The organism is Providencia sp. R33 (assembly GCF_019343475.1).
In the GTDB taxonomy this organism is placed as follows: domain Bacteria; phylum Pseudomonadota; class Gammaproteobacteria; order Enterobacterales; family Enterobacteriaceae; genus Providencia.
In genome coordinates this window covers 3,224,792-3,245,675 of record NZ_CP072453.1, presented here as the reverse complement: position 1 = coordinate 3,245,675, position 20,884 = coordinate 3,224,792, and the positions used below count along the sequence as shown (strand labels likewise).

Sequence of the window (20,884 nt, the reverse complement as noted above, 5' to 3'; positions counted from 1 at the left end):
CCAATCCGTGACCTTCAAAATCGGTGAAACTAGGGTGACTTTTTCACCACTGAGCTGGCTGCTTTTGAGGGGGCTGTCTAGCTGGAATCCAGCGTAGGTCAGACCTTTATCGACACTGCAGCCTTACGATGTTTGACGATTAGTGTGATTTTCTTTTTTGGAGTATTTGCTAGAACAGGACGACTAACCAGCCACCCCAACTGTTAAAGAAGAAGTGGTCAAAACCAAACAGTATACAGTGGGTTATTTACCGAACAGAGGAAAACCCAACCCCAGCTCACAACTGACTATTAGCGGTAATTGGTTGAAGGAACAGGGGTTTGAGGTGGGCAGTCACTACACCCTCACTCGCCAAGCCAGACAGTTGATTATCCGGTTGGCTGAGGGGGAGTAAAGCGGTTAAGTAGATCCCTGTGTGGGGCAGGGATCTACTGTTCTTAAAATAGTATAAGCACTTAATCTTTAATGTTTTTTTCTTCATATGTCAGTTGAATTTTAATAGACGACAAAATTTCACTAACTCGATTTATAAACTCAATACATTCATGAGGAATGCTATACTTAAAGTAAATTTTAAACATAACCTCCTTTCCAAAGGCATCTGGATATTTATCTAACATTTCTCCACTTTCAACAAATTCTATATATTTATTAATTTTTTCTTGTAATTTATATAAATGATCATTGGTATATTCTGACCACTGTAAATGATTTGTAATAACTAATATAACTTGTGGAGGCACTATGTCTTCGCAAGTAACTGTAATTAAATCGATTTTATTTAAATCTTCTATAGACATGTAATATCCTTAATTATCAGTTGCTTTTGGTCTAACAACTTCAACTTCTGTCGGTGATATTTTAGTTTCACATTCAAATCCAGGCTTTCCTTTTCCAACAATGGTTCTGCCTTCAGCTTTAAGTTCAGGAAAGCCTTTTTCTTGGTTTTTAGTGAATGGAGCCGTTTAAGAACTCTTACATTCTATACACTTAATATTTCCATTTTCATCTTTAGCCATTATATCAATTCTAACTTTAGTTCCTTTATTTTGTAGTGATGTGATGGACGTCCCTCTATGTAAGTTTTGCCATACTTATGTTGAGCGATTTTATTCACAGAGGTACTACATCATGAACGAGATAAAAGTTATCGGTATCGATCTGGCAAAATCTGTCTTTCAGGTTTGCGTCTGGATGAGTGATGGGAATATTGCATCTAACCGCAAGGTTTCTCGGGCTAAATTGCTGGATACTATTCGTCAATTCCCTCCTGGGTCGATGATTGCAATGGAGGCTTGTGCTACTTCCCACTACTGGGGGCGTACTTTTCAGTCAATCGGTTTTCAAGTCAGACTGATACCCACGCAACACGTAAAAGCATTAACACATCACCAGAAAAATGATGCCAACGATGCTCTCGCTATTTGTGAGACAGCTTTTCGCCCAGGTATTCATTTTGTCGCTATAAAAACTGTTGAACAACAAGATATTAAAGCCCTCAGAGCTGCCCGCCAGTTGATGGTGGAACAGCGCACTGCGCTGGCAAATCAGGCCCGGTCACTGGCGGCAGAACAAGGCGTTGAGATCCCTGTCGGGATTCATATTTTACAGCAACGACTGCCTGATATTATTGAAGATGCAGAACAGTTAATTTCCCCCGTGCTGCGCCAGTTGCTGTTATCGTTGTTAGAAAATATACATTCACTTAATGAACGTATTCTTTCTGTAGAGCACAGTCTTGCGGCTCTTTGTCAGCAACAACCCAAATACAAAGTACTGATGACAATACCAGGTATTGGTCCACTTATTGCCGCTGCATTTCTGAGTGAAGTTAACGCAGCGCAATTTACTAACGGACGACAATTGTCTGCTTGGTGTGGTCTGGTTCCCCGCCAACACAGCTCTGGAGGAAAAAATAGTCTTTCTGCGATGACCAAAAACGGCAATCGTGATCTCCGGACATTGATCATTCATGGTGCGCGGTCTGTTATGCACTGGGCTCATAAACGCGATGACGCACTGGGAATGTGGCTGAAACGGCTTATTGAACGAAGAGGAAAAATGAAAGCCACTGTTGCGCTGGCTAATAAGATGACACGCATTGTCTGGCGGTTACTGACAGAATCCACAAGTTTTAATATCGACAGGGCTTTTGCGATGAACTGACCGTAGTTGTATCCAGAGAAGAAGATTTATCCTGAGTTTGCAGGTACTGATGAGAAAACGGTAAACCGACCCTGTAATAGCCTGAACTATGCCATGGTAGTGACATACCGATGTAGTGATAAGGAAACAGGGTGCGGATGACATCATGGCGCGGGTCATTAGATCCACTAACGACGCCGAATATATGGCAGCAAACCGTATCAACTCAGAGCTTGCACAACACGGGACGTCCATATATGGCATAGTTAATTTGGTCACCAACTCAGAGGTGATATCATCGCCTCACAAACAGATAGGTGACAATTATGGCAAAACGAATAAGACGGCTTTTCAGTGCTGAATTCAAACTTGAAGCGGCTCAACTGGTGCTTGACCAAAACTATTCCGTGGGCGACGCCGCCAACGCGATGGGTGTTGGTAAATCAACTATGGACAAATGGGTTCGGCAACTCAAACTAGAACGCAAAGGTATTTCACCGAAAGCGTCTCCCATGACACCAGGGTAAGTCTAACAACTTGAATTTAAAAAGAAAATCGCACAACTTGAAGGGCGTAATGAGATCTTAAAAAAGGCTACAGCGCTGGTGATGTCGGACTCTCTGAACAATTCTCGCTGATCGTGAAACTCAGCGGCGCTTTAGTATTAAACAACTGTGTAACGTGTTCAGTGTTCATCGCAGTAGCTATCAATACTGGCGTCACCGGAACAAATTCGGCTTCGGGCCCTTGTTCGAGAAGCTCATGAAAGCAGTCACGGTTCTGCGGGTGCTCGTACTATTGCTGACATTGTATCGAAGACAAAACAGGTTCCTTTAACGCGCTATCATGCAACTCAGATTATGAAATCACTTGGCTTGGTGAGTAGCCAAACACCGAAGCATCGATATACAAAATCAACTCAAGAGCACGTTGAAATACCGAATCATCTCGGGCGACAATTTGCGGTCACGGAGCCAAACCAAGTTTGGGTAGGTGATGTAACGTATATTTGGTCAGGTAACCGCTGGATGTATCTTGCGGTTGTGATGGATTTATTTGCTCGAAAGCCCGTTGGTTGGGCGATGTCATTTTCACCCGATAGCCAACTAACGGGAAAAGCATTATCAATGGCTTTTGAATCAAGAGGTAGGCCAAGAAATATGCTGTTTCATTCAGATCAAGGAAGTCATTATACAAGCCGGCAATATCGTCAATTATTACGGCGTTATCAGATAAAGCAAAGTTTATCTCGACGAGGTAATTGTTGGGATAATGCGCCGATGGAGCGATTTTTTCGAAGTTTAAAGACAGAATGGGTACCCATTTTAGGCTACTGTAATTTTATAGAAGCACAGCAAGAAATAACACGATATATCATTGGGTATTATAGTCAGGTTAGACCGCATTAATATAACGGTGGCTTAACGGCCAATGAATCAGAACGATTATATTGGGAAAACTCTAAAACCGTGACCAATTTTTGTTGGCGACTTCAATAACGAAGCCCAAGCGATTGGAGGATTAAAGTGTATTTCAGATATTTTTAGTTTAACAATAAAACGGTCTATTTTAATCGAGTAATATATTACCTTAAGTGCTGGTTTTTATATTAAATGCTAATTCTGATGATTTGTTTTTATTTTGATATTTATACGTCAATGTTTCTTTTATTTTTTAGAATATTATCAATTAAACTAATCATAATATGACTGGTGTATTTAAATATAAAAATTAAATTAATTTAAAAATTGAAGTTGATATTTTTCAAAGGTAAAATGCATTTTTTATTCTGATGAAATTATACCCTCTTTTGTTGTCAGTATTTAGTTTGAAATGAATGAACACAAAGGAACTTATGCTATGCAAAATCCTTTTTCCGTTGCTTTAGGAAAACAGTTTTTTTTAATAAAAAAAGAATATGAAATACCCAATAAAATAATAAGTGAATTAATAGGAATACCCGAAAATGAGGTCATAAATAGTGTCGCTTTTATTGAAAAGCTCAATGCTGAGTCTATTATAAACTTTTTAGCACTATCTAATATTTCAATCGAGGATTTTTTCCATCGCGTCTTGATCTCTTTGAAAGAAATTGACGTAGAGAGCTATGAAAAATATCATTCAACTTTGAGTAAAAATAGCGTTTAAGTTATTCGTGCTCATTTATTCAGAAGGGCTAAGTTAATAGAATAATTGATAGGTTAACGTAGTAACCTATCAATTATAGAAAATAAAGATTATAACGATACGATATTATTTTTACCTGAAGATTTTGCCTTATAAAGTAACATATCAACTTGGCTTAAAATTTCTGATTCAGTTTGCCCTGACCAAGTTAGAAAGCCACCACTAAACGTTACTTTTAATTCACTAATATTAGACCAGTTCATTTTTTGCACGCTTTTTCGCCATGCATTGATGCATTGCAACGCTTCATCATTGGTTAAACTAAGGAAAATAACAATAATTTCCTCCCCGCCATAGCGGAACAATAAATTATTTTTTCCAGCATATTTTTTGCCTTTATCACATACACCTTGAAGGACTAAGTCGCCAATAGCATGGCCATATTGGTCATTAATTCCTTTAAAATCATCAATATCAATCATTCCAATTGAGAATGCTGTTTTAGACTCAATAAGTGATTTTAGGCAGTAATTAAATGCACGTCGGTTATACAGTCCTGTTAGTTCATCTTCTTGAGCAGCTTTTGCCGCAATACTTTTTTCTTGGTGCTGTTTATAAATTTCATCATAGATATTTAGCATTTCTTTTGAGTAATTTGTTTCTTTTTTTTCATAACCATTTTTTATGGAAGAAAGTAACTCACTCATCATGCGCTGGAAGTTTGCATTCCACAACATACTTACAGCGATATACAGAATAAAACTGATAATGCCTATTATGATAAATGAATGGCGATTATCATCTATAAGATTTTGAAATTGTTCATTTTTGACGACCAATAGCATTATCCAATCAGGATCTGTAAACACATAGTAATAGATATAACTCTTTGTGAGTGGGTCATAAAAATAGTTTTGAACAGAGTTAATATTATCTAACCACTTGAGATTTGATATTTCACTGTAAATTTGTTGTTTATTGGCACTCATGATAATACGGCCATCTTTGTGTGCTATGTATAACTCGCCATTCAATGGGACTTTGATTTGGTTTAGAGGTTTGCTCATCTCATATAAGTCAAGATCCATAGAGACAAGCCCATAGTTGTTGCCATTGGTGTCATAAAGATTTTTAGATGCACTGATGATAGGTTTATCAGTAAGGATATCTAAATATGGATAGGTAAAAGTGATTAAATTATTCTTATTGGTATCATTTTTAAACCACGGCCGCGTATGAGGGCGGAAATCCTCATTAGGAATTTCTGGGATACTATTAAATTTTTCGCTTTTGTCCATGAATAAAATATTAGAGATAAAGCGGCTTGAATTTAAGGTATATGAAATTAATTTTTTTAAATCGCCGGAATCTTTGAGTACAAAGTTAGACATCTCTTTCTGATTGGCGAAGCTGGACATAGTGACAATATTATTTTTAATATCACTAATTTGCTGGGTTGTCGACTGTATTGATGCATTATGCACTAATAGCGTAAATGTATCGTGTATATCCTTTTCTGTATTATTTTTGACATATACATAAAACCAGATGTTAGTAAGTAACATCGGGATAGCGAGCAATAAAATGGCCACGTAACTTTGTTTCTTAAATGACCAACCTGTTTTTTTTATATATAGCATATTTGGAATAGATATTTAAAAATAGTTATGTGACTGATTTGTTATATATTTGAAATTTTATAGTTTCATTATGAAACGTAATTACTGATTTAAGAGTGGTTCAACAGTACGAACAGCATCGAATCTTCATTCGTGAGAAAGAAGATGTTGTTAATATGGAGTGTCGGTTCAATTATATCCGTATTTCGTGTGGAAATGAATGTTTAAACTGTAATGACAATCAAATAAGATATAAATTTCAAATTTTTAATTTAGGTGGAGCTATCTATCGGCATTACTCGCTATGCTGAAAGCATCAATCGAATATATTTTATTCTGATGGTCGCATTTGGTCTTTGACCACCAGAATAAGCGTTAAGGGCTACGGTGTCGTTGGATAAGGCACCCATTTTTTGTTACTCATGCGAACATAAGACTTTCCTTTATAGTCTATGACAATGTAATTCGCATTCTCTGCCACCTTGGCGGTGATCGGTAAATTCGCAGTATATTTTGACCAATCTACCGTAGTATCAGAGAAAATTTTTCCATCAACAGCTCTTGCTACTAATTCGGAAATGGCTAAATAGCTGCTTGGCTGGGTTAAAATAATCTCTTCTTTTGGTGGTAATGATTTCATTCCAATAAATTTTATACCGACAGGAACATCCGTAATTGTTGAATTTGGGATATCCCTTAAACCAGATATCTGCATTTTATCTCCTTTTAATGCAGCACCATGTTCAGGCGCAACAATCACCATGACATGACGTTCTGACTTCTCTAATTCATCAAAGAAACTATTGAGTTGATCTAAGAGGATCTTCAAATCAGTATGATAGTTTGCAATTTTTTTATCTTTTACATTTCGATTACCGTCATGTAAGGGGATTAAGTTAAAGAATGTGGCAGTTCTTGGGTTATTTGAGTGTTTTATTGTATTCAACCATTCTCTAAGAATATCTTGGTCATTATATATTGGCGTTCCATCAAAAGCGGTGATTTGATGAGAGAGATTAGCTTGAGATTGCAGTGGTGCTTTTAACCCTGCATAGTCTCTTAGGCCGGATAAATAGTTACCATAATCACCTTTATGATCCATTATCAAATATTCTTCAAAACCAAGATTAGCTAAATTATCCAGCAGCAGGCACTGTTTATCGGCTTCTTCATAAAGACTTTGATGCGGATCTTGCCCACAGCTTGCTCGTAATAAGCGAATCGATGCTGGCCCACTGTAAGTGGTGGCTGAGTTAAAGTTTTTAAATAAGATATCGAACCGTTTCCAAATAGGGTGATTGATAAGCTCTGTATCATCAAAATCATCCCAAGAGAGAGAGCATATGTTTATCATCAATACATCAAAGGGCTGGGCTTCACTTGGTAACGATGTTAAAAACTGCGTTTTTCTTTGCTTTTCATAAAGATGAAATTGTTCTAACCATTTATTGAGTGTTTCATCGGTTGGTTCACCTGTTTGTAGAGGTTGAATATTGCTATTCGTTGTTTGCCTTTCCGATGAACCGATAGTGGTTGTGGCGACAGGTTGGGTAAACGACACTTTAAAATCAATCACATTTGAAATGTTAAGCCAGACTATTCCAATGACAACAAAGGTTGAATAGCGGATCCAATTCGCGGAAAAAATATAGATAACAAGCAGAATAAAAGCAGCCGCTAGCATTTTTACATTAATGAACCTAACGATGAGTTCATATAAATACTCAGCAGAAAAACCGGTAATTTGGTCTTTTTGTTGCCAAATACTCTCCATGCTAGGAAGCCAGCTATCTAAGTAGAGTAATGCTATTCCTATCGGAATTGCTATCCAATAGCGAAGTTTACTTATTTTTGCCCAAGGGATAGGGAGTAATAAGAATGCAATAAATAATAAATTCTCGAAGGCATTAAAATTGAGGTAGCCATACCACAATAGTCCAAATTTAAGAAGAAAATAGAAATTCCAGCCTTTTAAACCATAGTAATATGGACGAGTATCTGTATTTTTAGCGTGTAATGTTGAGTGATTCATTGTTATCTTTTTATTTTTACCCATAAAAATCGGCAGAAATTGATAAAGAGTCCTTTAAATAGTGGTATTGAGTACTCTCTAATCAATTAAATAGCATATTTGGATAAAAATAAGCTATTAAGCCTGCACGTCATGTTTTGGACGTATGATAAATATTAATCTTTTACGCAAGTAAAAGATTACTAATGTTAATCAATCCATGTTTTAGCTGAACTTGAGTGTCACAGGTTTTGGTGTATAAGGCTGTTTTCTTGACACTAAATTAGCGGGTATATCTTGTATTTCTGTATTGGCATTTTCTATAACATTTTGTATCAATTGGCTATTTCTGAAAGCAGTTACGTGTTTTCTGATATCTTTATCTCGATTAAATACCTGTTTATTTTTAAAGATATGTTCAATAGGTAATTGAAAAATATTACTTAAAGCCTTTTGTTCATCCACCAATCGGCATGATGAAAGGAAAAGATATATGTTATTGTCCAAAATAGTGAGTATGTCGCCATGTCGTCTTATCTTACATAACGGTAGGGCTTGTTTAGCTGGTAAACCATTTACGGTCGTAAAAATGAATAATAAACCACGGGCATCTTCAGGTAGAAATTCATTTCCCAAGAGGATGTTGATGGAATCCATAAAATTGTCTGGGGAGACAAAACCTTTGATGCGTAATGCTTTCATTCCTTCAATGACGGGATGAATATCATTAAGTAATGCTTTTGAATATGTTTGATTTTGAATGCTTTCCAATAGCGAAAGAAACTGTGTCAGTGTCGTACCGTATCGTATTACAAGATTAGCTCCGCAAGTCAGTAAAAGCCTTTCATCACTAGAGCGAATGCAAGGGGTGACTTCTGCGACAACGAGTTTAAGGTGTTTTCCTCTAATTGAGCGAATATGGTGTATTTTCTCTGCTAGCTCATCGATATCACCTATTTCATTAATAGATAAAACCAATGTGGCCGAATAGGAATGCTCCGCAATATTAATTATTTCTTTATTAGACTTAATTGATATCCAATTATCAGAATGCAGTATTTTATTAGCCATAACTTTTTCATGGATATAGTAAATATTACTGTCATTTCTATAGTTAATAGTATTTTCTGTTTTATTATCTAACATTAACTTGTTATCTCTAAGTGTTAATGCTAATTGCTCATTAGATAATATTGTATTCACACTGAACCAATAACAAATATCAAGAATGTAGCCTTGAGGGGGATGGGTGAGTAGTGAGAAGCCACTTAACAGCTTGAACTTATTAACTAATAAATCTTTCAATTGATGAGTGCTATTACTGTCACTGATGAAAAGAACGCTACAGTTATATTTAATGCAGGCTAACTTAATGTTTTTTAAGAAAACACCTAAAGATGCAGTGAGGTATTCATTTGGAATAAAAAAGACAACTAATGAGTTTTTATGCATCTTGAGTTGTTTTATATATTCTTTCAAATTTAAAGTATTACTGACTTTTCTACGATTGAACAGATTAATCCTATTATCTTCGTATGCATTATCAACTTTATTTTGATAATAGTTATGCACTTTGCTGTCAATATTAACATTTAATTTACAATCGTTATTAAAAAGCATTACTTGGTTTATAAAGTTTTTTATATCGGTTTTTTTGGTATTTAACCAATATATTTCTTTAGGCTTCATGTTTTGAGCATTGCCATCAAGATAATTGATGCCTAAAGCATAAGTAACGGTATTGTTCATATATTTATTCTTATTGTGACTAAGTGGATATCACTATCATCAATTGCATTTGATAAGCTTTGTAATAATATGTATCATATTTCACGCGTTATGGTAGTAACTGTAACATTATATATCATCGTGCGCAATTGCATGGCAAGTTACTGGCATAGGAATTAACCTGTTTTTTTCCACCCTAAGCTTTATTAATCCATGGCTTTGGTAAGTTTTATTTAACTAATAAAAATCAAAAAATGAAAACAAAAACATTATTAAAAACCGAGAACACATCATTTATCGAATATACGGACATAGAAAATCTAGAACATGAGTTTACTTTTAGTGATTTTGAATACCAAGAGATAAAAGATAATACCACCTATAATATTCTGAAAAGTAAATGGGCTTTATTAGCAGATAGTGCTGATATTTCTTCTCGGAGCTAGCCACGATGCCTATTATTTCTCTGAAAGGCCTTCGGGGGGGCGTGGGGACAACAACATTGTCTTCCGCCTTAGCGTGGGAATTAAATAAGCTTGGCGAAAAAGTTATCGTAATAGATATGTCGCCAGATAACTTGTTACGCTTACATTTTAATAGTGATTTTAGCGACCCTTCGGGTTGGGCGAACGCCATTTACGAAAATAAAAGCTGGGAAACTACGGCATGGGAATATAAGGATAACTTACTGTTTATTCCATTTGGAATATTAAGTAGTAAAGAAAAGGAAGCAATGCTGGTTAATCAGAATATATTTTCTTTTTGGACTTCTAATATTGATAAAATAAAGAACAGAACAGAATATAATTGGGTCGTTATTGATCTCCCAACAAACAGTTATTCTCAATGTTCCCCGATGGAACAAATTAGTGATATTGTTGTTAATATTGCTGTCCCTGAAACTAATTGTCATACCAGAATATTTCAAGAGTCTGAAATTAATGGTTATTTGCTTGCCAATAAGTTTGATGTGCGCAGTGAATTACAAAATGATATTTATCAGTACTGGACACATAGATTAGATAATCTTTTACCTATTGCGATTCATCATGATGAATCAATTATGGAATCGGCAGCATCTAAATGTCCAGTTGGGCAATATCGGCCTGAATCTTTAGGAGCGAGTGAAATTCATGCTCTCGCGATCTGGTGCTTAACACACGCTAAAAAAATGGATATTCAGTAATATGAAAGAAGTTAATTCTGATTTACTGAGCGGATTATCATTTTTTTCGCTTGTTGCACGTTATCGGATTTATCGCACACATCAAAGCTCTGTGCTTGCATCTGTGATGACTTGCCTAACATTATTAATATTGGGTATTTTTTTTAATTACAATTCTAACTCTTGGAAAAAACTAAGGAATAATCATCAAGATTATTATCCTAAAATAAACCCTTTAAGCCCTAAGCCTCTCGATTTTATTCGGTATGTGATCCAGTCTTGCGGGTTACTTGTCTTTAAAACGAATGCTGCACATAGATTACCTAAATGCATGTATCCTTTTTGGAAAAGCATGCAGTGTTACCGTTTGAAGTTTCATCATTGGCTGGCAGAGCTACCCAATAAAATGGCGTATGAACAGCCAGAAGATAAAGCGTTAGATCGAAAAATTGCTCAACCTAGCAGGCTTAGAAAAGTCATGTTATCGGTGATCATTCTTATTTGTACTCTTATTGCATTATTATGTATCACGCAACCTTTTGACCTTTGGTCACAATTTATCTTTGTACTGCTTCTTTGGGGAATTGCAATGGTGATCCGCAGGATCCCAGGGCGCTTATCTTCCCTTATGATGATCGTTTTATCATTAACGATTTCATGTCGCTATATTTGGTGGCGTTATACATCAACACTGAATTGGGATGACCCGCTTAGTTTGATCTGCGGCTTATTGTTGCTAGGTGCGGAAACATATGCATGGTTGGTTTTGGTACTAGGCTTTATACAAACCGTGTGGCCACTGAACCGTAAACCTGTTGCGCTTCCTGCGGATACAACCATGTGGCCATCAGTAGACATCATGGTTCCAACATATAACGAACCTCTTAGCGTCATTAAACCGACGATTTATGCCTGTTTAGGTATGGATTGGCCTAAAGATAAAATAAATATTTATATTTTAGATGATGGTGGCAGGGATGAGTTCCATCAATTTGCAAATGAAGTCGGTGTTAATTATGTTGCAAGGCCGACGCACGAGTACGCAAAAGCAGGTAACATTAACAATGCATTACGCTTTGCAACAGGTGAGTTTGTGGCTATTTTTGACTGTGACCATATACCAACCCGATCATTCCTGCAATTAACCATGGGTGGCTTTTTGAAAGAAAAGCGGCTTGCTGTTGTTCAAACTCCACACCATTTTTTCTCGCCTGATCCCTTTGAGCGTAATCTGCATAATTTCCGAGAAACACCAAATGAAGGCTCATTATTTTATGGATTATTGCAAGATGGTAATGATACTTGGGATGCCACTTTTTTCTGTGGCTCATGCGCAATTATTCGACGTGTCGCGCTAGATGAAGTAGGTGGTATAGCGGTTGAAACAGTCACTGAAGATGCTCATACTTCTTTGAAATTACACAGAAAAGGATGGAGTTCAGCCTATATTAGAATACCTTTAGCCGCGGGGTTGGCAACTGAAAGTTTATCTTCACATATTGGCCAACGTATTCGTTGGGCTAGGGGTATGGTGCAAATTTTCCGTTTAGATAATCCACTCTTTGGTAAAGGATTAAAACTTGTTCAGCGCTTATGCTACGCAAATGCGATGTTACATTTTTTATCTGGGATACCTCGAATTATTTTTCTTGTGGCACCTTTAGCTTTCTTGCTACTCCATGCCTACATTATTTTTGCGCCTGCTTTAGCTATTGCCCTGTATGTCATTCCTCACATGGTTCAGGCCAGCCTGACTAACTCTAAAATACAGGGGAAATATAGACATACTTTTTGGAGTGAAATTTATGAAACTGTTTTGGCTTGGTATATCGCAAGGCCAACGACGGTTGCTTTGTTTAGTCCTCATAAAGGAAAGTTTAATGTTACGCCTAAAGGGGGATTAATTGATGAAGAATATATTGATTGGAATATTAACAAGCCTTATGTCTTTTTAGCCTTATTAAATATAGTGGGGCTTTTGTTTGGAATATGGCGATTAGCGGTAGGTCCAGCAGATGAAATACCTACAGTCATCATGAGTATGTTATGGGTCGTTTATAACATGATTATTCTTGGTGGGGCAGTTGCTGTCTCTTTAGAGGCTAAACAGGTTCGTAATGCCCATCGTGTTGAAATCAATATACCAGCGATCATTATGACAAACTCTGGTCATTTATATCCTTGCACATTATCTGATTATTCAGATGGCGGTATGGGCGTTAAGTTACCTATGAGCAATCCAATTAAAGTTAATGAGAGCCTCCATTTAATTTTAAAACGTGGACAGCGTGAGTTTTCTTTTCCGATTACAGCCGTTCGTTTGAATAAACTCTATATTGGATTTCAGCTTAAAAAGATGTCAAAACAACAACATATTGATTTTATTCAATGTACATTTGCGCGAGCAGATACCTGGGCACAGTGGCAAGCTCAATTTAAACACGATAGACCAATTAGCAGCATGTGGGATATTTTTAAATTAGGATTTAAGGGGTATCAAATACTCTCCGAAAAATCTTCACCGATTGTTAATCTCCCGTTTAAAGGATTCATCAGTACGATTAGCTGGCTTAATAGTTTTGTACCGGAATTCAGTAAACGTAAACATTCAAATAATTAATCTTACTAATAAATTTTACATACCGTATATGATGGTTTTAAACATGAGAAAAACACCTTTATTAATGCTTGCTACTGCTCTGAGCATGACAAATTTAAGTTATGGGGAAACACTTCTAGCTAACGAAGATACAGAGCAAACGCGTATCGAAAAAAGCGTAAATGTTCCCGCTCACATAATCCCAACGCGAGACGTTAACGTAAGTTTTGCAAAAATTTATCCTACTCAGGGACCTATTCATCTAAAAGGTACCCGCCCAGATAGCTATATTGATTTTGGGGTTCGAAGCGATGAGCTGGTTTCGATGGCACGCTTAGATCTTGAATTTACACCGTCACCATCGTTATTGCCTATTGAGTCACAATTAAAAGTTTTTTTAAATGATGAACTTATGGGTGTTGTGGCGATTAAAAAAGAGGATCTAGGTGTAAAAACGCTAGCAAGTCTACCGATTGATCCGCGATTTATAAAAGATTTTAACCAAGTAAGAATGGAATTCATTGGTCACTACCGTGATATTTGTGAAAATCCAACGAATAGTACGCTATGGCTAGATGTTAGCCAGAATAGTAATCTTAGTATGCAAGTACAACCTCTTGTATTAAAAAATGATCTATCTCGATTCCCAGTACCGTTCTTTGATGCTCGAGACTCAGAAGCGTTAACACTTCCTATTGTGTTTAGTCAGTCGGTAAGTACAAAGCAACAAAATGCGGCGGCTATCTTAGCATCATGGTTTGGTTCTAAGGCGCAGTGGCGTGATCAAAATTATCCCGTATTTATGGATACGTTGCCTAAACAGCACAGTATTGTGTTTATGACAAATGAACATAGACCCCGTTTTTTAGCGGATTACCCAGTTGTTAAAGGCCCGATGATTGAGATGATAAGTCATCCTGATGACCCTTCCATTAAACTATTGTTAATTCAAGGGCGTAATGATGATGACTTGATCCAAGCGGTGAAAGGTATTTCACAGGGGGAACTGCTGTTACGTGGTGCTGCTGTCAGTGTTGAAAATGTAGAAACACTTGCACCGCGCGTCCCTTATGACGCACCAAATTGGGTGAAAACAGATAAACCTGTCAGTTTTGCAGAATTGGTTACTTATAAAGGACAGCTGCAATCATCGGGTTTAAATCCTAAGCCAATTAATCTTGAACTTAATTTACCGCCTGATCTTTTTACCTTCCGTAATTCAGGTATTGAGATGCAACTAAATTATCGTTATACAGCGCCAAATATTGAAGATGGTTCAAAGATGATGGTCAATTTAAATAATGAATTGATCCTATCTCAATCTTTAGTACCAAACAAAAAAGAGTCTTCACTGTTAGCTCGTTTACCCTTTACGCAAAGTTTATTTGACCCTGATAGTCAGCTGGCCGTTCCGGCGCTTAAGTTAGGTCAGCGTAACCAATTACAGTTTTCTTTTAATTATGCCAATCCGATCCCAGGTGGCACCGTTGATCAATGTATTACATATCAACCTGTTAATAACACAGTTGTGATAGATGAAAATTCTACTATCGACTTCTCTGGTTATCGACATTATATGGCAATGCCAAGTTTACAAGCATTTAGCAAGTCAGGATTCCCATTCTCTCGGATGGCTGATTTATCTGAAACTGTTGTGTTAATGCCAGAGAATGCATCCGCAGAACATATAACAACGCTGTTAAATACAATGGGAATGATTGGTGCGCAGACAGGATTTCCTGCAATTAATGTCACATTAACGAATGCATTAAATGAAGCAAAAGACGCCAATGCTGATTTACTCTTTATTGGTGAGATGTCTAATGCGTTGACAGATAATGAAAACAATCAGGAACTATTATTAGAGAAAACGAAAAGTTGGATAAAAATGCCGATGCGCCCAGCTTATCTAGATAGTAAAGCGCTAAGTGCGGCAGATAGTGCAGTGAGCAGTAAGACAACAGTCAATTCTCAAGGAAATATTGCGGCAATAGTTGAATTCCAGTCGCCGTACAATGATCAACGTAGTGTTGTTGCATTACTTGCTGATAGTTCCAAAGGGTTCTCTTTATTGAATTCGGCAATTACGGATAGTGGTAAGCGCAATTTTATGTCTGGTAGCGTTTCGGTGATCCGAGATTCAGGTATTAATAGTGTGCAAGTGGGGGATATTTATTATGTTGGCTATCTACCTTGGTGGGAGAAAGTATGGTCAATTTTTGCATCTCATCCTATTTTGTTAACGCTATTAACAGTGGCTATTGTTGTGATCTTTGGTCTCCTATTATGGCGATTAATGAAATCAATTAGCCGCCGACGTCTGCTATCTGAGTAAATAACATGAAATCGGTTAGGTTGTGTCTACAAATATTGTGTTTGATTGCAGGAATAGTATTTCCTGCACAAGCGATGACGGAATGGACTGAATGGGCGCAATTTAAAGCCAGTTATATTCGCGATAGTGGGCGTGTCGTTGATCCCAGCACCAGTAATAAAATAACTACCTCGGAAGGGCAGAGTTATGCCCTCTTTTTCGCATTGGTTGCTAATGATAAGGAAACATTTTCACAACTCATTGAATGGACGGAAAATAACCTTGCTGAAGGTGATTTAACACGGCATTTGCCTGCTTGGCTTTGGGGCCATCGAGAAGATAATTCGTGGGGAGTTATCGATAGTAACTCCGCATCTGACTCGGATACATGGATTGCTTATTCGTTACTTGAAGCAGGCCGTTTGTGGAATATTCGCGAGTATGAGTCGAAAGGCTATTTCCTTTTAAAAAGGATTGCCCAAGAAGAAACGGCAGATATTCCTGAACTCGGTTTGATGTTACTCCCTGGTAGAGTGGGTTTTGTGCATGGTAATCAATGGAAATTAAATCCGAGTTACCAACCATTGCAATTAATGAAGCGTTTTGCTCAAAACTCATCATCTTGGCAAGAAATTGAGAAAAATAGCCTTCAATTATTAGTCGATTCCTCCTTGAAAGGCTTTGTTCCCGATTGGATTAGGTGGCAATCCCCAAATGGTTGGCTGCAAATCGATGGCGTTGCTGGGATGGGAGGATATGATGCGATCCGTTCTTACTTATGGGCTGCCATGCTACCGGAAACAGATCCGAACAGAAAAAAATTACTGGCTCAGTGGCAACCGATTTTAGATGTCGTTATTTCATTAGGCTATCCACCAGAAAGAATTAATATTAATACAGGTAAAACAGAGGGATATGGTAATGCTGCCATTGCTTATGCCTTGTTACCTATGGCATTAGATAATGAAGCCGCAAGAACGATCTTAGAAAAAAAGATCGCGGATTCCCCCCTTAATGATGATGCTTATTATAGCTATGTATTAATGCTGTTTTCTAAAGGCTGGGTAGACAAACGTTTTTATTTTGACTCACAAGGTCAATTACACCCAAATTGGAAATAAGAATGAACAAGTTTGCCACTAAACTCAGCATTTTGACTGTCAGCGTACTGCTAAGTTCATCCTTATATGCTAGTAATTCCGCACAGCAAAATGTTTTATTACAACAAATTAGAAATGCGGAAGTCGCCTATCGGGATGATATTGTTAAGGATGCATTATTTAGGTTAGAACTTATTGATGCAAATAATCCAGACTACCTTTTTGCGAAAATTCGTTATGCCATTCGCCAGGGTGATGCGGCTCAGATTGAGGAAACCTCCGCATTATTGCAAAAAATTGCGCCGAATTCTCAAGCGTATAAAGAAGCGAAAATAAGCCAGTATTTATCCACAATAGAAGGCAGTAATTTATTACAAGAAGCGCGGACTGCCGTTAAAAATGACAATGATAAACTTGCTGTTGAGATTTATGATCGCCTCTTTAACGGTGTTTATCCAACGATTGAGCTGGAAATTGAATATCTCAACGCTTATTTTTATTTGCCTAATAAAAAACAAGAAACACTGAGCAAATTAAAAATGCTTTACAAAGATAACCCAGATAATGCACATATTATTGAAGCATTAGCTAAACGTTATTTTTATTTTGGTCAGCGAGCAGAAGGTTTTAATCTTTTGGCCACATTGAGTCATAAAGGGACTGAAAATGAAGCTATTGGTGCGAATGCTTGGGTTAAGGAAGTTCAAAGCTGGCCTGTTTCGACTGACAGCCTCTCGTATTTAGAGCGGGCGCAAACGGTATTCCCAAATGCGAAGTCACAGCAATCTCAAATTGCGACTCTACTTGCAGAGCAGCGTAATCAGATGAAGGATCCAAGCTTCTTCTCACGAGCAGAAGCTATGAGATCGTTAAAATCTAAAGAAAATAAAATACAAAGACGTGCATTGCCTTTGCTTCTTACAGCATTAAAAAATAATCCTAATGATGCCCAAATATTGGGTGAAATAGGTTTACAGTATTCAGAAAATGGGCAAAGACAATCTGCAATCAATTACCTTTCAAGAGCATTAAAAACGAACCCACAACATGAAGATAGCGAAGATTGGAAACGCAGTTTAGATAATAATCGCTATTGGCTACAGATAAGCCTCGGTGATAAAGACAAAGAGAAAAACGCACTTGAGAGTGCAAAGCGTGCGTATCAAGCAGCACTAAGTCTTAATCCGAAGGGGACTCAAGCGCTCATTGGACTTGGTGATGTTGCTGTATTAGAGAAAAATAATGAGAAAGCAGAGAAATATTATTTATCTGCGCTTAATCAAGAAAAAAATAACCTTAATGCAATGGAAGGGCTTACGCTTTATTATTTGCAGCAATCTCCCGAGAAAGCTTTTCAATATTTAGAGAGCTTATCGGCCTCACAGAAAAAAACGCTTCATAGTCAAGGCCGCTATTTATACAGTAAAACATTGGATGCGTTGGCAACAGAGGCGGAGCAGCAGCAAAATACTCTTCGTTTAATAGATGTTAGGCAAAAAATTGCCAGTTATGATCCAAACAATAAATGGAATATTTATCATTTAGCGAAAGGTTATCACGCACAGAATAATGACCTGCTTGCAGAAAAAACGATCCAATTACTCAATGCTCCTGCCTTGCGTGGAGCTGATTCTCATTATATTCAAGCCTTGTACTATAGCTCGATTGGTCACGCGAAAAAAGCATTGGCTCTGCTTGATGAATTACCCCAAAATCAATGGAATAAAGAGACTGTTGCGCTTTACCAACAATTAAAATTCACGGATGCGTACAATAATGCAATCGCATTGAAGCATGCAGGAAAAGAAAGAGAAGCCACCCTTCAGCTTGAAAATCTTCCAGATACTGAGCAAACGAAGCTCCCTAAGCGTCTACTGCTATCCGATTGGCACTTAGACGCGCATCAATATGCTTTAGCGCTTGAGGGCTATCAGCAAGTTTTATTGCAAGATCCTGAGAATAAGCTGGCGCTGATCGGTGAATTACATTCTTTACAGGGCTTGAATCAAACACAAGCACTGAGTGAGAAACTCCAGCGTTTTAACGATTTACGTCAACTGAATACATACTCCGTATACAGCCAGCGTAATATTGCGAATATATTTGCGCAATTGGGGGAAAATGCACAGGCGGAACGTATCCTGCAATCATTAGTTGAATCTCAGTCGCCATTGAGCGATGAAGAACGTGCTTTGATGTTGCGTGATTTAGCGAGAATTCAGCAACAGCAAGGACATATTCGATTTGCGCTCGATAATTATGCGAAAGGAATGGTCAGCGCTGGAATAACAGATGAATTACCGAAAAATAGAGAGCAGCTCACTTGGTTAACCAAGCACAATGCAGAAGATGGTTGGTTAAAAAGTAGTCTTCGCTCGGATGTTGCAAAGCTGGCAAAGCAAGATGATATTAGAGTAACCCTAGCATACGATTATTGGGGTTCTAACGGAAAAAGTGGCTATTCTAAACTGCGTGCACAGACAACGATGCTACAAGCGGATATGCCTGCTTATGACGGTGGGCTATTTTTTCGCCTTGATAATGTCAATCTTAATGCAGGAAAACTGAAAGGTTCAGACACAGAGAAATTTGGTGTTTGTGATGACTTTGAGTGTGACTCTTTTAAAAAGCAGCAATATAACGGTAATAGCCTCGCTTTAGGTTGGAAAAATGACCGATTTAATTGGGATATAGGTACCACTCCACTGGGTTTTGAGGTAACAGATTGGGTTGGTGGCTTCGAATATAACAATCAATTAGGGGATATTAATTGGGCATTAAATGCACATAGGCGTCCGTTAACTAACTCATTGTTGTCATTTGGTGGGCAAAAAGATCCATTATCCCGAATTATTTGGGGCGGGGTTCGTAAAACAGGTGTGAGCCTAAGCGGCAGTTATGATTTAGGTGGAAATGATGGATATTGGGCGGATATAACAGCAGATCAATTGACAGGAAAAAATGTCCCTGATAACCAAAGTGTAAGATGGATGGGGGGATATTATTATAAAGTTATTAATGAGGCAGACCGCCGAGTCTCTGTTGGACTCAACAATATGCTTTGGCACTACCAAAAAGATTTAAGCGATTACACTTTAGGCCAAGGTGGATACTATAGCCCACAACAATATATTTCATTTGGACTTCCGGTGACCTATCGTCAAAGAACAGAGAATTGGTCTTGGGAAGTTTCTGGCTCTGTATCGTGGTCTTACTCTCATACAAAAAATAGTCGAAAGTATCCGATTTCTCGTTTTTTTGATTCAAATGATGCTATTGAAGATAAAGAATATTTTAGACAAGCCGATAATAAAGGAAGCTATAGTCATGGTGTTGGATACACGACGAATTTATTAATTGAGCGAAAAATAACGCCGCACTGGTTTGTTGGGGCATCTGTTGATATTCAACAAGCAAAAGATTATACCCCAAGCCATGCATTAATTTATCTACGTTATTCCTTCGATGGTTGGTCTGGCGATTTAGACATGCCTCCACAGCCATTAATACCTTATGCTGATTTCAAATAGGATTGTTTTTTTATTCTATATTGATGATTAGGGTGCCCATTGTTGGCATCCTAATTTTTATCGGCAATAGATATATTATTAATACATCAATAAATCATTAATGATTTTACAAAAAAAATGCAAAATGGTTTATAAGTTAAATAAAAACAGGCGCATTTTGATAACAAATGGAATTGCTATGATTTATGATGGTTAATCATTCAATTGATTTATTTTTGTAAGGGTTATTACCTGTTCATGCGAGTGTTTTTTTTGTATTGAGTTGATAACATTGTAATTTTTCACTATATAGTCTACGATGAAGAGTAGGCATTTTTTCAGCTTACAGATAATCCTTAACTGATGTCGACGGCTTTAATAAGAATGGTTGTTTTAAGGAGATAGACTTGCGTGCACATAGATCGCTGACAAAAAAATATATAATAATCATGTCGATCGTATCGTCGATTTTGGTCTGTTTTTTTACGATTATCCAATTTTATGTTTTTATTGAGCAACGCAAAGAAATATATTCTAATAATTTAAAAAACATGTCGTATTTTGCGA

General features: G+C 37.2%; 12 protein-coding genes and 1 pseudogene. 9 read left to right on the top strand and 4 right to left on the bottom strand.

Translation table 11 applies throughout. The annotated features are described in order from the left end of the window. Positions 1-214: 214 nt before the first annotated feature. Positions 215-394, top strand: coding sequence for a SymE family type I addiction module toxin (locus J6836_RS15155; protein WP_336432741.1), 180 nt, complete (start codon positions 215-217; stop codon positions 392-394). A 61-nt stretch (positions 395-455) separates the two neighbouring features. Here the strand turns inward: J6836_RS15155 and J6836_RS15150 are convergent, their stop codons facing one another. Continuing rightward, entirely contained in the window at positions 456-800 is a 345-nt protein-coding gene (locus J6836_RS15150) for a DUF6572 domain-containing protein (RefSeq protein WP_219244815.1), read from the bottom strand. Positions 801-1,131: 331 nt separating this feature from the next. Here J6836_RS15150 and J6836_RS15145 point away from each other — a divergent pair, with 331 nt between their 5' ends. The 3 genes and pseudogenes from J6836_RS15145 (at position 1,132) to J6836_RS15135 (ending at position 4,293) form a co-directional block, all read left to right on the top strand. Next, entirely contained in the window at positions 1,132-2,166 is a 1,035-nt protein-coding gene (locus tag J6836_RS15145) for an IS110 family transposase (RefSeq protein ID WP_219244814.1), read from the top strand. A 305-nt stretch (positions 2,167-2,471) separates the two neighbouring features. After that, positions 2,472-3,644 (top strand): annotated as a pseudogene (locus J6836_RS15140) (IS3 family transposase). Between the two features lie 361 nt (positions 3,645-4,005). Continuing rightward, a complete protein-coding gene (locus J6836_RS15135) occupies positions 4,006-4,293 on the top strand; it encodes a hypothetical protein (RefSeq protein ID WP_219244813.1) in 288 nt (95 codons plus the stop codon). Positions 4,294-4,382: 89 nt separating this feature from the next. Here the strand turns inward: J6836_RS15135 and J6836_RS15130 are convergent, their stop codons facing one another. The 3 genes from J6836_RS15130 to bcsE form a co-directional block, all read right to left on the bottom strand. Beyond that, positions 4,383-5,864 (bottom strand): sensor domain-containing diguanylate cyclase, encoded by a 1,482-nt coding sequence (locus J6836_RS15130; RefSeq protein WP_219244812.1) that lies wholly within the window; start codon positions 5,862-5,864, stop codon positions 4,383-4,385. Positions 5,865-6,273: 409 nt separating this feature from the next. Further along, entirely contained in the window at positions 6,274-7,923 is a 1,650-nt protein-coding gene (gene bcsG, locus J6836_RS15125) for a cellulose biosynthesis protein BcsG (protein WP_219249526.1), read from the bottom strand. A 204-nt stretch (positions 7,924-8,127) separates the two neighbouring features. Then, positions 8,128-9,651 (bottom strand): cellulose biosynthesis protein BcsE, encoded by a 1,524-nt coding sequence (gene bcsE / locus J6836_RS15120; protein ID WP_219244811.1) that lies wholly within the window; start codon positions 9,649-9,651, stop codon positions 8,128-8,130. Between the two features lie 430 nt (positions 9,652-10,081). Between bcsE and bcsQ the strand changes: the two genes are divergently transcribed. Genes bcsQ through bcsC form a run of 5 tightly spaced genes read left to right on the top strand, consistent with a single transcriptional unit; the run spans position 10,082 to position 20,338 of the window. Further along, positions 10,082-10,816 carry a cellulose biosynthesis protein BcsQ gene (gene bcsQ / locus J6836_RS15115; RefSeq protein WP_102139448.1) on the top strand — a complete coding sequence of 245 codons (735 nt, stop codon included), beginning with the start codon at positions 10,082-10,084 and terminating at the stop codon, positions 10,814-10,816. 1 nt (position 10,817) lies between these two features. Continuing rightward, positions 10,818-13,415: a UDP-forming cellulose synthase catalytic subunit gene (gene bcsA / locus J6836_RS15110; protein ID WP_219244810.1), complete on the top strand. Its 2,598-nt coding sequence runs from the start codon at positions 10,818-10,820 to the stop codon at positions 13,413-13,415. A 43-nt stretch (positions 13,416-13,458) separates the two neighbouring features. Next, positions 13,459-15,729 (top strand): cellulose biosynthesis cyclic di-GMP-binding regulatory protein BcsB, encoded by a 2,271-nt coding sequence (gene bcsB, locus J6836_RS15105; protein WP_219244809.1) that lies wholly within the window; start codon positions 13,459-13,461, stop codon positions 15,727-15,729. A gap of 5 nt (positions 15,730-15,734) precedes the next feature. Continuing rightward, a complete protein-coding gene (bcsZ, locus tag J6836_RS15100) occupies positions 15,735-16,829 on the top strand; it encodes a cellulose synthase complex periplasmic endoglucanase BcsZ (RefSeq protein WP_219244808.1) in 1,095 nt (364 codons plus the stop codon). A gap of 2 nt (positions 16,830-16,831) precedes the next feature. After that, positions 16,832-20,338, top strand: coding sequence for a cellulose synthase complex outer membrane protein BcsC (gene bcsC / locus J6836_RS15095; protein WP_219244807.1), 3,507 nt, complete (start codon positions 16,832-16,834; stop codon positions 20,336-20,338). The last annotated feature ends 546 nt before the right edge of the window (positions 20,339-20,884 follow it).